Genomic DNA, 14,773 nt, shown 5'->3' with positions numbered 1-14,773 from the left:
GATAAACAATTTAATTTTAAAAAACAATGGATTTAATTAAAATTGCAGAAGAAGCATTTGCTACTGGTAAACAACATCCTTCATTCAAAGCTGGTGACACAATCACAGTAGCATACCGTATCGTTGAAGGTAGCAAGGAACGCGTTCAGTTGTATCGCGGTGTTGTTATCAAAATCTCAGGTCACGGTGAAAAGAAACGTTTCACTGTACGTAAAATGTCAGGAACTGTAGGTGTAGAACGTATCTTCCCTTTGGAATCTCCGGCTATCGACAGCATTACAGTTAATAAGATTGGTAAAGTACGCCGTGCTAAATTGTACTACTTGCGTGCTCTTACTGGTAAGAAGGCCAGAATTCAGGAAAAACGTGTTAACGCGTAATTCCCCAAACTTATTATTCCTACATAAAAAACTCCTGCCGTCATCGACAGGAGTTTTTTTTATTTTATTACCTTAAAGTGAAACAACCCGGCCATCTATCAGATGAATAGTACGGTCTGTTTTCGAAGCCAAGTCTTCGTCATGGGTCACAATGACAAAAGTCTGGCCCAGTTTATCACGTAAATCGAAAAACAGACGGTGCAGTTCCTCTTTGTTTTGTGTATCCAGACTTCCCGAAGGCTCATCGGCCAGAATAACCGAAGGATGATTAACTAAAGCACGGGCTACAGCCACACGCTGTTTCTCTCCTCCCGACAGTTCTGCCGGTTTGTGCGATACACGAGAAGACAATCCTAAGAAATCCAGCATTTCCATAGCCGATTTCCGAGCTGTACTTGAAGAAACACCTTGAATCAAGGCAGGTATCATTACATTTTCCAATGCTGTAAACTCGGGCAATAACTGGTGAAACTGAAAGACGAAACCAATCTCCCGGTTTCGAAAAGCTGAAAGTTCCTTCTCCTTCATCCGGCTGACGTCTGTTCCGTTCAACCAGACCTGTCCGCTATCCGGTCTGTCCAATGTGCCCATTATTTGCAGTAAAGTAGTCTTTCCTGCTCCACTGGGTCCCACTATACTTACAACTTCTCCTTTTTCAATCGTAAAACTTATTCCCTTCAACACCTGTAAAGAGCCGAAGTTTTTCGTAATACTTTCTAATTGTATCATATGATCAGATTTTACGAATTACATATTCAGCAAGATAACATCCAAATACCGCCGGCATATAGCTGACTGTTCCTGCTGTTGATTTCTTGTTTTGTTCATTGTCTACCAGAATCACCGCATGTTCATCAGCCTGTTCCGTACTGAAGACAACAGGCAACTTCCGCTTCATTCCCATCTTCTGCAAGCGTTTCCGAACCGCCTTACTCAATCCGCAATGATAGGTTTCCCACAAATCGGCAAAACGTATCTGAGTGATATCCCGTTTGGCACCTGCTCCCATGCTGCTTACAATTTTAAGTCCTCGCTGAAGTGCATGATAGATAAGGTAACACTTAGGGGCAACCGTATCAATAGCATCGACAATAAAATCGAAAGAAGCACTATCCAACAACTCCGGAATAGCCTCATCCTTTAAATATACAGGCAAGACATTCAGCTCCAACTCCGGATTAATATCCTTAAACCGCTCGGCCAATACTTCAGCTTTTGGTCTTCCCAATACAGAATGAGTGGCAGGAAGCTGGCGGTTGATATTGCTGGGTTGAACCGTATCGGCATCTACAATGGTCATTTTTCCCACTCCTGCTCTGCAAATCATTTCGGCAGCATAGGCTCCTACTCCTCCCAGTCCAACAACCAGCACATGCGCCCGGTGCAGACGTTCCATCTTTTCCTCTCCCAACAACAGTTCTGTACGCTGTTGCCAATCTTTCTTTATTTCACTCATGAATTTTTCTTAAACCATTTATAAAACCAGTTACCTACTTTATCATAATACTGAGTTTCAGCCCAGCCACGTGGATCGGAGAAAGAAAGACTCTCGTTCGGATCTCCTTTCTGTTCCGGATAAAGCACCATGATACTGTTGTTATTAAAATATCTGGAAATCTGAGTCGGCAGTTTTTCGAAAGCCGAATCATAAGAAATGGAGCCACGACGTGCACTGACAATAACCAACAGATGATCATAGTTCACTTGTCCGGTCAGAATCAACAAGTCATCCCAGTTTTCCAACTCAGAGAAAACAGCTCTTGTTTCTTTATGCTTCTGTTGAATATAACCTTTGATATACCCCAATGTACGGGCTTGCGCATAAAAGTGTACACGACATCCCAACTGTCCGCTCATTCTACACATATGAGTAATCCACTTCATAAAGCCATGCTCAAACTCGGCTTTCGGAGGTACAGCCACAATAATACGCCTCAACGTATTCACAGGAATAAGGAAGCGGGCTACCATCACCTGCAAATAAGTATTCTTCAACAAATTTTCCGTCAAACTTCCGAAAAAAGAGTCTACAATACTCATTTTATAATGCAAACCAATGATGATATTGGTCGCTTCGTGTTCTTTAGCTGCATGCAGAATCCCTGTTGTAATATTTAAATCGAAACGGCTGACTGTTTTCAAGTCCACATTTGCAGAGGCTGTAATCTGCGCCGCACGCTCCAGATTACGTTTTCCCCTCATCTCCTGTTTGGCAGCCGAGTCACTATTATCATTAATTACACTCAAAGCAACCAGATTGTTGTTCATTTTACCATCCCGTACCACCAATCCAAGATTCATCAAATTTTCTACAGTTTCCGGATTGGCAACCGGTATGAGGAAACATTCCTTCTCCTGTTTTTTTTCATCGGTTACAGCCGCATCATCCATAGCAATACGTTTCGCTGCATGTTCCGTAATGAAAGAACTAACTACACACGTTACCAGTATAAGCAGAATTGTTCCATTCAGTACATCTTCATTCAGCAAGCGTTCGCCCGAAGGAAGAATAATATTATATCCGACCAACACTGCAGCCAGTGTAGCAGCAGCCTGAGCATTACTCAATCCAAACATCAGTTCACGTTCCAATGCCCGCATCTTATAAATCTTCTGTGTAAGCCATGAAGCAATCCACTTTCCTAGCAGAGCCACCACAATCATTACCACAGCTACTTTAACCGAGTCGATATGTCCAAATAAGACGTTGACATTAATCAACATCCCCACGCCGATAAGGAAGTAAGGAATAAACAAGGCATTTCCGACAAACTCCAGATGACTCATCAAAGGAGAAACATGAGGTATCAGACGATTCAACACCAAACCAGCCAAAAAGGCTCCCAAGATTCCCTCCATACCGACAAACTCCATCAGACCGGCTCCAAGGAAAACCATGGCCATCACAAAGATATATTGCACTACATTGTCACTGTAACGACGGAAAAACCAACGTCCGATACGGGGGAAGGTAAACATAATAACCGCACTGAGCACAACGACTTTCAATACCAGCCATATCCAGAACATTTCGGAAGTCTCACCTTTATACATACCTCCAATCACAGCCAGCACCAACAAAGTCAGCGTATCAGTGACCGCCGTACCCCCTACAGCTATGCTGACAGCCCTTTGCCTGTTAATACCGTAGCGAATCACAATCGGATAAGCAATCAGGGTATGTGAAGCATACATACTGGCCAGCAGCACAGAAGTCATCAAACCGTAGTTCAGCAGGTTCAGATTCGTCCAGATACCTATACCCAATGGAAAGATAAAAGCCAGCAATCCCAAGACCGTAGCCTTAACACGGATGCTCTTAAAATCTTCCATATTCATTTCCAGACCAGCCAGAAACATGATATAATACAACCCTACCTTACCGAACAATTCAAAACTACTGTCGCGTGCCAGGATATTGAACCCATGCTCCCCTACTACCACACCGGCCAGAATCATACCAATGATATGCGGAATGCGAAGCCGTTCCAGCACAATCGGCGCAAACAAAATGATGACCAATACCAAAAAGAATATCCATGTAGGATCTGTAATAGGAAAACTTATATCAAAATTCATCAAATCGAACAGTTCTTTCATAAAACAGATAATCTATTTTCATTTTAACAACAAAATTACAAAAAACTTCCCATTTCACCGAGTTTATATTTAATAATGTCTTATTTTTGCAGTCAGTTAGAGAATTGCAACATTTTGCATTACAAAAAAGCAACATAACATTACATAAAGTCCGATAACTGGATAAAGAACTAACATTAATCAGAAAATAAAAACGAAGAAAATGAAAGTAGCAATTGTTGGTGCGAGCGGAGCCGTAGGTCAAGAATTCCTGCGTGTGCTCGAAGAAAGAAACTTCCCTGTCGATGAATTAGTATTGTTCGGTTCTACACGTAGTGCCGGAAAGAAGTACACATTCCGAGGAAAAGAGATTGAAGTGAAACTTCTGCAGCACAACGATGACTTTAAAGGTGTAGACATTGCCTTTACTTCTGCAGGTGCAGGAACTTCTAAAGAATTTGCTGATACTATCACCAAGTATGGTGCAGTAATGATCGACAATTCAAGTGCGTTCCGTATGGATAACGATATTCCATTGGTAGTACCTGAAGTAAACGCTGAAGATGCACTGAACCGTCCGAGAGGTATTATTGCCAACCCGAACTGTACTACTATTCAGATGGTTGTAGCACTGAAAGCTATCGAAAACCTGACACACATCAAACGTGTACACGTATCTACTTATCAGGCTGCCAGTGGTGCCGGTGCAGCTGCTATGGACGAATTGTACGAACAATATCGTCAGGTATTGGCAGGAGAACCTGTAAAAGTAGAAAAATTTGCTTATCAGTTGGCCTTCAACCTGATTCCTCAGATTGACGTATTTACTGAAAACGGATATACAAAAGAAGAAATGAAGATGTACAACGAAACACGGAAAATCATGCACTCTGATGTACAGGTAAGTGCTACTTGTGTACGTGTACCTGCTCTTCGCTCTCATTCAGAAAGCATCTGGATTGAAACAGAACGTCCGGTATCTGTAGAAGAAGCACGCAAGGCTTTCGAAGAAGGAGAAGGACTGATTCTGATGGACAACCCGGAAAAGAAAGAATATCCGATGCCATTGTTCCTTGCAGGAAAAGATCCTGTATATGTAGGACGTATCCGTAAAGACCTGGCAAACGAAAACGGATTGACTTTCTGGATTGTAGGTGACCAGATTAAGAAAGGAGCAGCCTTGAATGCTGTACAAATCGCAGAATATCTTATCAAAGTAAAGAATATCGGATAAGTTGAATCCGGTTATCACAGGCGTCCCACGGCAGTGGGACGGTCGTACCATTATAATGAGACACCCGTCTCCTTGTAGTGGGACGGTCGTCTCCTTGCAGTGAGACGCTTCTTGTATACAGTTTCTTTTACTCTTTCCATTGCATAAAATCCTCATAAATTAGGATTGCACGTTTCACTTGTTCGTACTTACTTTGCAACCGAATTTAAAAACAGTATTAACAGATACAATACGAGGATGAAAAAAAGTGCTTTATTGCTCACACTCACAACTGTAGCAAGTGCTGCAATGGCAGCAAACGAAACAGGCTATGTACCTGAAAGCAAAGATACCACCAAAGTGATAGACATTGAAGAAGTAGTGGTAATTGCTACCCCCAAAGAAAACAACCGCCTCCGTCAACAGGCTTTATCGTCTACTTCATTTTCTCAGAATGAAATGAGAAACAATGCAGTGACCTCCATCAAATCCATTTCCGGACTGGTGCCTAACCTGTTTATCCCCGATTATGGTTCAAAGCTGACCACTTCTGTTTATGTACGTGGAATCGGCTCACGTATCAATACTCCAGCAATCGGATTGTATGTAGACAATATTCCTTTTATTGACAAGTCGGCTTTCGATTTCAACTATTCAGACATCGAACGTATCGATGTAATGAGAGGTCCTCAAGGTACACTTTATGGTAGAAATACCATGGGCGGACTGATTCGTGTCTTTACCAAATCACCTTTCACTTATCAGGGAACAGATGTACGGCTCAGTGCAGCCACATATAATGACTACAAAGCATCGCTTACACATTATCACCGTATTTCTTCACAGTTTGCTTTCTCCGCCGGATTCTTTTACCAGCACAATGGAGGGTTCTTCAAAAACAGTTACAACGGCAAACGCATTGACACCGATGACGAATTCGGAGGACGCATCCGTGCCATCTATCTGCCTACAGAGAACTTGAAACTGGACTTCACCCTTAACTACGAATACACCAATCAAGGTGGATATCCATATATGTATACCGGAAAAACCAGCGGAGAGGAAGATCGTGCAGAATATATCAACCAGATTTCCTATAACCACGAATGTGGATACAAACGTAATCTTCTGAATGCCGGAATGAACCTTTCTTACCAGGCAGACAATTTTATACTAAGCAGTTCTACCGGTGTACAGTATCTGTACGACCAGATGAATCTTGACCAGGATTTTACAGAGCTGGATATTTACACCATGATGCAGAAGCAGAACTCCAAAACACTGACAGAAGAACTGGTGCTGAAATCGAAAGCCGGACAACGCTGGCAGTGGACTACCGGTATAAGCGGATTCTATCAGTGGCTGACTACCGACGCTCCTGTAACCTTCCAGCAGGATGGAGTAAAAAGTATGATTGAAGATAATGTAAACAGTATTTTCCCAAGCGGCTCTCCGATGATGCCTACCATGCATCTGACTGTGAACAATCCTACTATGCCGGTACCGGGAAGCTACGATACTCCTATTTTGAACGGAGCCATCTACCACCAATCTACACTGAACGATCTATTGGTTGAGGGTCTGTCTGTAACAGCCGGTCTGCGTTTGGATTATGAAAAGATAAAGATGAATTACAATGCACATAGTGCCATGAACTTTGACTTCTTATTCAAAATGGGTCCTATGCAGATGGAAAGTAAAAATCTGGATGCACTTTCATCATTTACAGGAAAAGAGTCGACCGACTACCTGCAGTTACTGCCTAAATTCACGATACAATATGCCTGGAACAAGCAGAATAATGTATACGTAACTGCCACCAAAGGATACCGTTCCGGAGGATACAACATACAGATGTTCTCGGATTTAATTCAAGGTTCTCTGAAAAATGCCATGCTCGATGCACTGGCACAGGATCCGAACTTCAGTAAGTTTGCCAGCATGTTCGAAAAGTACAAAGACCAGCCGGCCAACGTCAGTGAAACGGTTCTTTACAAGCCAGAGTATTCCTGGAACTATGAAGTGGGAACTCACCTCACCCTATTCGACGGTAAACTACAGGCAGATTTGGCTGCTTTCTATATGGATACACGCGACCAGCAGATTTCACGCTTCTCAGACAACGGTTTAGGACGAATCACTGTCAATGCGGGAAAGAGCCGTAGCATAGGTGCCGAAGCCTCTTTACGTGCGCAACTCACGGATGCATGGAGCCTGAATGGTAACTACGGATACACGTACGCAACCTTTACCGATTATGAAACGAATGAAAAGGCAGGAAAAGAAATAGTAAAAATAAGCTATAACGGTCACTACGTACCCTTCGTGCCGAAACATACCTTCAGTGTAGGAACACAATATATATGGACATTGCGTAAGAACAGCATACTCGACAATATCACATTCAATGCTAATTATAAAGCAGCAGGACGTATTTATTGGACAGAAAAAAATGATGCCAGCCAATCTCTTTACGGCACACTGAATGGCCGTATCAGCCTCAACAAAGGAAATGGGCAGATAGGATTCTGGGTAAACAACGCACTGAATACCGACTATCAGGCATTCTACTTCGAAACAATGAGTCGTGGGTTTGCACAAATGGGACGCCCGGTACAGGTTGGAGTAGATATCCGCTGCCGTTTCTAAAACAGACTTAATCACACTCTCTATATCCTATCCGGTACAAAGAAAAAACTTTCTTTCTGTACCGGATTCTTTTTTAAAAGAAAATCCGCTATCCGGAAAGAAACCGGATAGCGGATTATTAATTATCTGATAAAAGAATTATCCTGCCATAAACAGAATCAGCAATTGTGCGGTAAGAATACGCAAGAACATAGTCAACGGATATACAGTAGAATATCCTACAGCAGGAGCATCATTACCTGAAATCTGATTCGCGTAAGCCAATGCAGGAGGGTCTGTGTTGCTACCGGCAATCAATCCCATCAATGTATAATAGTTCAGTTTATGACGCCAGCGAGCCACCATTCCGATAATCAGCAATGGGATAACTGTAATAAGGAAACCAATACCTACATACAACATACCATCGCCTTCCACAACCATCTGCACGAAATTCTCTCCTGCTTTAATACCGACACTGGCAAGGAACAAAACCAGTCCCACTTCTCGCAGCATCAAATTGGCACTCATTGTTGTATAAGTTACCAGTTTTACCTTGTGTCCGAAACGACCTATCAAAATAGAAATAATCAATGGTCCTCCTGCCAGACCCAGTTTAACCGGAGTCGGTATTCCAGGGAATGCAATAGGAAGACTACCAAACAGAATACCAACCAGAATACCTACGAAAATGGTTACGATATTCGGATGATCCAGACGTTTCAACTGATTACCCAACAACGCTGCCACACGTTCAATTGCATCCTGAGGACCTACCACCATCACACGGTCACCCACCTGCAAAGTCAGTTGACGAGCCGCAAACAAGTCCATACCCGAACGGTTTACACGAGTCACGTTTACACCATACATGCTACTGAAATGCAGTTCTCCCAAGGTCTTACCGTTAATAGACGGCTGAGTAACAAGAATACGGCGTGATACCATCGGCTTATCCTGCTTACTCTGCTTGTCCCAGTCTACCCCGTCGATTTTGGGACCAATAAACGCCTGAATAGCTTCAGAATCGTCCTCGGCACAGACAATGTTCATTTCATCTCCCAAACGTAATACCGTATCAGCATTCGGTACATATACATGTCCGTCCTGAAGAATACGGGAACAAACGAAATCACGAGCCAGGAAGTTTTGTACCTGAGACATTTTCTTTCCACTCAAAGCCTCATTCTGTACCTTCAATACAATGTGATAAGGCTTCAGGTGAGGATTAGCTTCCTCCTCCTTTTGGATATCCTCTGCTTCTTTCTGCATATTTACTCTACATATATAACGTATAGCAATCATAGAAAGAATGATACCCATTACTCCCAACGGATACGCACAAGCATATCCCATTGCGATTTCCGGACCTTGGTAGTTCAACTGCTGTAATGCCTCGTTTGCAGCACCCAAACCGGGAGTATTGGTTACGGCACCACAAAGAATACCCACCATCATCGGAATATCAACCCGACCTTGCAGAGCATAGTACAATGCCAATGCAACCACAATATTCAGGACAACAATTCCCACGGCCAACATATTCATGGTTATTCCCCCTTTCTTAAAAGAAGAGAAGAAGGAAGGTCCTACTTGTAGGCCAATACAAAAAACAAATAAAATTAACCCGAAATCTTGTACAAAGGATAAAATAGCCGGATTACCGGTAAATCCAAAATGCCCGACCAAAATCCCAACAAATAGTACAAAAGTAACCCCTAATGAGATACCAAAAATTTTAATCTTACCCAAAAGAACCCCCACAGCTATCACAAAAGCATAAAGTGCCATGATATGAGCTATAGAGTTAGGGTTTGTCAATAAATCTTGTAGCCAATTCATGATATTAAATAATAAGTTTTATACGGCAAAAATAGGTAAATAAAAATAATCAATCAACCCTCTTTTACTGAAAAAAACTTATATAAACTTTAGTTATTTTTACTTTTTTAAGCACCACCAATACTTCTGCAGCTATTCTTTCAAAGATATTTACATTCTCTTTTTTTTAAAGGATTAATGACAACATGAGATTCTAAAAAATACTCTTGCTCTTTCATTACTCTATGCAATTTATTCGTATATTTGCCCAGCATGGATTTAAAATCGAATGCAAGAGAACATTAAATCATAATATCAAAAAAACACTTTTCACTATGGCAGATAGTAAAGAAACACTCTTTTCAGATTTTCCTTCCGTTTCCACACAAGAGTGGATGGATAAAATCACAGTCGACCTAAAGGGAGCCGACTACGAAAAGAAGTTGGTATGGAAAACCAATGAAGGATTTAAAGTAAAACCCTTCTACCGTCAGGAAGATTTAGAAGGAATAAAAACCACAGAAGGACTTCCAGGACAGTTCCCTTATGTAAGAGGAAATAAAAAAGATGACAATACATGGTTTATCCGACAAGATATCCAAGTAAACAATCCTGCAGAAGCCAATGCCAAAGCACTCGATATTTTAAATAAAGGGATTGATTCATTAGGCTTCACAATCAAAGGCGACGAAGTAAGTGAGGAATTAGTTCGCGTACTATTAAAAGATATCTGCTGCGAATGTGTGGAACTGAACTTCTCCACTTGTCAGCGACACACCGTACAGTTAGCCAAAATCTTAGTGGGTTATTTTAAAGAAAAAGGATATAATCCCGAAAAGATTCAAGGTTCTGTCAACTTCGACCCTATCAGTAAAATGTTGAAGAAAGGAAAGGATCTTACTTCTGTGATTGACTCAGCAAAAGAATTGGTAGAAGTTTTAGCTGAATATCCTAATTTCCGTTGTATTGCTGTCAACTCCCTCCTTCTGAACAATTCCGGAGCTTATATCTATCAGGAACTGGGGTACGCCCTCGCTTGGGGAAATGAATACTTAAGCAAACTGACAGAAGCTGGTGTTCCTGCTGATCTGGCTGCGAAAAAAATCAAATTCAATTTCGGTATCAGCTCCAACTATTTCATGGAAATAGCCAAATTCCGTGCAGCTCGTATGCTGTGGGCCAACATTGTCAACGAATACAAACCTGCATGCAAATGTGCTTGTCAGATGCTTGCACATGCAGAAACATCCAGTTTCAACCTGACCTTGTTCGATGCACATGTCAACTTGCTCCGTACTCAGACAGAAGCAATGAGTGCAGCTGTAGCAGGTGTCAACTCTATCACCGTTAGTCCTTTCGACAAGGCATACGAAACTCCAAACGATTTTTCTGAAAGAATTGCACGCAACCAACAGTTGCTGCTGAAGGAAGAAGCACACCTCAACCGTATTGTAGACCCAGCAGCAGGTTCTTACTACATTGAAAACCTGACTGTAGCTATTGCAAAACAGGCATGGGAACTGTTCTTACAGACAGAGGATGAAGGCGGTATGCTGAAAGCGGTTTTATCTGAAAGTGTACAGAATGCTGTCAATGCCAGCAACAAGGCTCGTCATGAAGCCGTATCGAAACGAAAAGAAATTCTATTGGGAACCAACCAATATCCTAACTTCAACGAACTGGCAGGAGAAAAAGCTCCGGTTGCTTCGTCATGCAGTTGTGAAATCAAAGAAAAAGAAGATACAACTTTTGCAAAACTGAATACCGACCGTGCTGCAAGCGAATTCGAAGCGTTACGTTTGCAGACCGAACACTCTGGTAAACGTCCAAAAGCATTCATGCTTACTATCGGTAACTTGGCTATGCGTCAGGCACGTGCGCAGTTCTCCTGCAACTTCCTGGCATGTGCAGGCTATGAGGTAATAGACAACTTGGGCTTTGCTTCAGTAGAAGAAGGAGTAGAAGCTGCAATGAAAGCACAGGCAGACATTGTGGTTATCTGTTCCAGCGATGATGAATATGCAGAATATGCAATTCCTGCCTTCCAGGCTGTAAACGGACGCGCAATGTTCATTGTAGCCGGTGCACCAGCTTGTATGGAAGATCTGAAAGCTGCAGGCATTGAAAACTTCATCCATGTACGCTGCAACGTGTTAGAAACATTGAAAGAGTATAACGAAAAGTTAGGAGTAAAGTAGTCTCATGAAACCGAATTTTAAACATATCGATATATATGCCGGATTCCAGCCACAAAACGGAATGGAATGGCAAAAAGAAAATGGCATCACAGCCAACTGGAGAACACCGGAACAGATTCAAGTAAAACCGGTATATACAAAAGAAGACTTGGAAGGCATGGAACATCTTAATTACGCAGCAGGTATTCCACCTTATCTGCGTGGTCCGTATTCCATGATGTATACTTTCCGTCCCTGGACCATCCGTCAGTATGCAGGATTCTCTACAGCAGAAGAATCGAATGCATTCTACCGCCGTAATCTGGCATCAGGACAGAAAGGTTTGTCGGTAGCCTTCGACCTTCCGACACATCGCGGTTACGACCCCGATCATCCGCGTGTAGTAGGTGATGTAGGTAAGGCTGGCGTATCTATCTGTTCATTGGAAAACATGAAAGTGCTGTTCGACGGTATTCCATTGAATAAAATGTCTGTTTCCATGACCATGAACGGTGCCGTACTTCCTGTTATGGCGTTCTACATCAACGCAGGTCTGGAACAAGGTGCCAAACTGGAAGAAATGGCAGGAACTATCCAGAACGATATTCTGAAAGAGTTCATGGTACGTAATACCTATATTTATCCACCTGCATTTTCTATGAAGATTATTTCGGACATTTTCGAATATACATCACAGAAAATGCCGAAATTCAACTCTATCTCCATTTCCGGATACCACATGCAGGAAGCGGGAGCAACAGCCGACATCGAATTGGCTTATACTCTTGCCGACGGTTTGGAATATCTTCGTGCCGGAGTAGCGGCAGGTATCGACATCGACGCATTTGCTCCTCGTTTATCGTTCTTCTGGGCTATCGGTATGAACCACTTTATGGAAATTGCCAAGATGCGTGCTGCACGTATGTTGTGGGCAAAGATTGTAAAACAGTTCAACCCGAAGAATCCGAAATCACTTGCCTTGCGTACTCACTCTCAGACTTCAGGATGGTCACTGACCGAACAGGATCCGTTCAACAACGTAGGACGAACTTGTATTGAAGCAATGGCTGCCGCATTGGGGCATACTCAGTCTCTTCACACCAACGCTCTTGATGAAGCAATTGCCCTGCCAACCGACTTCTCTGCACGTATTGCACGTAATACTCAGATTTACATTCAGGAAGAAACACAAATCTGTAAGAATGTCGACCCGTGGGGAGGTTCTTATTATGTAGAATCTCTGACCAACGAACTGGCTCATCGTGCCTGGGAACATATTCAGGAAATCGAAAAGTTGGGCGGTATGGCCAAAGCAATCGAAACCGGTATTCCTAAGATGCGTATCGAAGAAGCAGCGGCACGTACACAGGCACGTATCGACTCGGGTGAACAGACTATCGTAGGTACCAATAAATACAGACTGGAAAAAGAAGACCCGATTGATATTCTTGAAGTCGACAACACAGCCGTACGTCAGGAACAGATTGAGAACTTACGCCGTCTGAAAGAAGGACGTAATCAGGAAGAAGTAGACAAAGCTCTGGCTGCTATCACCGAATGTGTCAAGACCGGAAAGGGTAATCTGCTGGAACTGGCAGTAGAAGCAGCAAGAGTACGTGCTACATTGGGAGAAATATCCGATGCCTGCGAAGTGGTAGTAGGACGTTATAAAGCAGTAATCAGAACTATATCAGGCGTGTATTCATCAGAAAGTAAAAAAGATGCAGATTTCGCACGAGCATGCGAACTGACCGAAGAATTTGCAAAGAAAGAAGGTCGACGCCCACGTGTCATGATTGCCAAAATGGGACAAGACGGACACGACCGAGGTGCCAAAGTAGTAGCAACAGGATTTGCAGACTGCGGATTCGACGTAGACATGGGACCGTTGTTCCAGACTCCGGAAGAAGCAGCACGCGAAGCAGTGGAAAACGATGTCAACGCAGTAGGAGTTTCTTCTCTTGCAGCAGGACACAAGACACTGATTCCGCAAATCATTGCCGAACTGAAAAAATTGGGACGCGAAGATATCCTCGTCTTTGCCGGAGGAGTTATTCCAGCACAGGATTATGACTTCCTGTACAAAGCCGGAGTCATGGCAATCTTTGGTCCGGGTACATCTGTAGCCAAATCAGCTTGTCAGGTAATGGAGCTGTTACTCGATACTGAAGAATAATTTTACCCTCTTTAATAAGGAATCTCCTGAGTATCTTATGGATATTCAGGAGATTTTTATTTTATAAAATGTAACAGACGCATAAGTTCCCCAAGAAATACATCCGTTTTTTAATAATAAACTTTCCAAATATCATTTACAATCCATAAAAAACGTATCTTTACCAATAAAACATACATTTAATCGCTATGAAACTCTATTTTTCTTATTTGAAAATGATGCTTTGCATTGCAGTAACCGCTCTTTTTTCCGTTGGTTGCAACGAAAATACAAATGACTTTCCACCACTCGAAGGAAATATCATGATTACCCAAGCTACCGAGCAAATACAGACCGTTCCTCAAACAGCTTCCGAGTGTACCATACATTTTACAACCTTGCAGGACTGGAATACCACGCTTTACATGGAAAAAGAAGAAGTAACCGATGAAGACTGGATAAGCATTACCCCTACATCGGGTAAGAAAGGAGAACATGTTATTAAAGCGGTCTTACTCGCCAACGACAAGGATTACGACAGACTAGCTACCATAACCATTCATTGCGGAGGGGAGTCGATAGAATGCCGCATTACCCAAACAAAATCCGATTCTCCTTCTGAGGATAAAGAGGATGAATAAGATATATCAAGATATCTATAAGATAACCTCCCAGACTTCTCCATTATGTACAGCAGTCTGTGGAGGTTTTCTGATTTCTGTTATTGCCTTTTTATCCCCATTCGATACTTACCTTTAGGGTATATCCCCAATTATTTGTATCTTCAAATTCCATTTAAACAAATTATGATTAACACAAA

Annotated in this window: 10 protein-coding genes; 6 read left to right on the top strand and 4 right to left on the bottom strand. The window is 42.4% G+C overall.

Annotation, left to right across the window (positions count from 1 at the left end; genetic code table 11):
• Positions 1-26 precede the first annotated feature (26 nt).
• Positions 27-380, top strand: a complete 354-nt coding sequence (rplS, locus tag WKU26_RS02270; protein ID WP_204402086.1) for a 50S ribosomal protein L19 — start codon at positions 27-29, stop codon at positions 378-380.
• Positions 381-452: 72 nt separating this feature from the next.
• On the opposite strand, the gene WKU26_RS02265 is transcribed toward rplS, so the two are convergent.
• From WKU26_RS02265 to WKU26_RS02255, 3 genes are read right to left on the bottom strand one after another with little or no spacing between them, the layout of a single operon-like run.
• A complete protein-coding gene (locus WKU26_RS02265) occupies positions 453-1,109 on the bottom strand; it encodes an ABC transporter ATP-binding protein (protein WP_178265932.1) in 657 nt (218 codons plus the stop codon).
• Positions 1,110-1,113: 4 nt separating this feature from the next.
• Positions 1,114-1,836: a tRNA threonylcarbamoyladenosine dehydratase gene (locus WKU26_RS02260; RefSeq protein WP_340320761.1), complete on the bottom strand. Its 723-nt coding sequence runs from the start codon at positions 1,834-1,836 to the stop codon at positions 1,114-1,116.
• Positions 1,833-3,980, bottom strand: a complete 2,148-nt coding sequence (locus WKU26_RS02255) for a cation:proton antiporter (protein WP_340320760.1) — start codon at positions 3,978-3,980, stop codon at positions 1,833-1,835. Before WKU26_RS02255 ends, WKU26_RS02260 begins: the two co-directional genes overlap by 4 nt.
• Before the next feature lie 202 nt (positions 3,981-4,182).
• On the opposite strand from WKU26_RS02255, the gene WKU26_RS02250 reads away from it, so the two are divergent.
• The gene (locus tag WKU26_RS02250) at positions 4,183-5,193 is read left to right on the top strand and encodes an aspartate-semialdehyde dehydrogenase (RefSeq protein ID WP_340320759.1); all 1,011 of its coding nucleotides are present in this window, start codon (positions 4,183-4,185) and stop codon (positions 5,191-5,193) included.
• A gap of 237 nt (positions 5,194-5,430) precedes the next feature.
• Entirely contained in the window at positions 5,431-7,821 is a 2,391-nt protein-coding gene (locus WKU26_RS02245; protein WP_340320758.1) for a TonB-dependent receptor, read from the top strand.
• Positions 7,822-7,959: 138 nt separating this feature from the next.
• Here WKU26_RS02245 and WKU26_RS02240 read toward each other — a convergent pair whose 3' ends face one another.
• Positions 7,960-9,642: a putative transporter gene (locus tag WKU26_RS02240; protein WP_340320757.1), complete on the bottom strand. Its 1,683-nt coding sequence runs from the start codon at positions 9,640-9,642 to the stop codon at positions 7,960-7,962.
• A 314-nt stretch (positions 9,643-9,956) separates the two neighbouring features.
• Between WKU26_RS02240 and mutA the strand changes: the two genes are divergently transcribed.
• The 3 genes from mutA (at position 9,957) to WKU26_RS02225 (ending at position 14,594) form a co-directional block, all read left to right on the top strand.
• The gene (mutA, locus tag WKU26_RS02235; protein WP_340320756.1) at positions 9,957-11,819 is read left to right on the top strand and encodes a methylmalonyl-CoA mutase small subunit; all 1,863 of its coding nucleotides are present in this window, start codon (positions 9,957-9,959) and stop codon (positions 11,817-11,819) included.
• Positions 11,820-11,823: 4 nt separating this feature from the next.
• The gene (gene scpA, locus WKU26_RS02230; protein WP_178265939.1) at positions 11,824-13,974 is read left to right on the top strand and encodes a methylmalonyl-CoA mutase; all 2,151 of its coding nucleotides are present in this window, start codon (positions 11,824-11,826) and stop codon (positions 13,972-13,974) included.
• A 188-nt stretch (positions 13,975-14,162) separates the two neighbouring features.
• Positions 14,163-14,594, top strand: a complete 432-nt coding sequence (locus tag WKU26_RS02225) for a BACON domain-containing protein (RefSeq protein ID WP_340320755.1) — start codon at positions 14,163-14,165, stop codon at positions 14,592-14,594.
• The last annotated feature ends 179 nt before the right edge of the window (positions 14,595-14,773 follow it).

Origin of the sequence: Phocaeicola sp. HCN-40430, assembly GCF_037890285.1 — a bacterium.
GTDB classification, from domain to species: domain Bacteria; phylum Bacteroidota; class Bacteroidia; order Bacteroidales; family Bacteroidaceae; genus Phocaeicola; species Phocaeicola acetigenes.
This window is presented reverse-complemented; position numbering and strand designations above follow the sequence as displayed.

Bases quoted from the DNA above. Each gene is read 5' to 3' on its own strand.
- WKU26_RS02260 (WP_340320761.1), bottom strand. From the start codon at position 1,836: ATGAGTGAAATAAAGAAAGATTGGCAACAGCGTACAGAACTGTTGTTG.
- WKU26_RS02255 (WP_340320760.1), bottom strand. From the start codon at position 3,980: ATGAAAGAACTGTTCGATTTGATGAATTTTGATATAAGTTTTCCTATT.
- mutA (WP_340320756.1), top strand. From the start codon at position 9,957: ATGGCAGATAGTAAAGAAACACTCTTTTCAGATTTTCCTTCCGTTTCC.
- WKU26_RS02250 (WP_340320759.1), top strand. From the start codon at position 4,183: ATGAAAGTAGCAATTGTTGGTGCGAGCGGAGCCGTAGGTCAAGAATTC.
- WKU26_RS02245 (WP_340320758.1), top strand. From the start codon at position 5,431: ATGAAAAAAAGTGCTTTATTGCTCACACTCACAACTGTAGCAAGTGCT.
- WKU26_RS02240 (WP_340320757.1), bottom strand. From the start codon at position 9,642: ATGAATTGGCTACAAGATTTATTGACAAACCCTAACTCTATAGCTCAT.
- rplS (WP_204402086.1), top strand. From the start codon at position 27: ATGGATTTAATTAAAATTGCAGAAGAAGCATTTGCTACTGGTAAACAA.
- scpA (WP_178265939.1), top strand. From the start codon at position 11,824: ATGAAACCGAATTTTAAACATATCGATATATATGCCGGATTCCAGCCA.
- WKU26_RS02265 (WP_178265932.1), bottom strand. From the start codon at position 1,109: ATGATACAATTAGAAAGTATTACGAAAAACTTCGGCTCTTTACAGGTG.
- WKU26_RS02225 (WP_340320755.1), top strand. From the start codon at position 14,163: ATGAAACTCTATTTTTCTTATTTGAAAATGATGCTTTGCATTGCAGTA.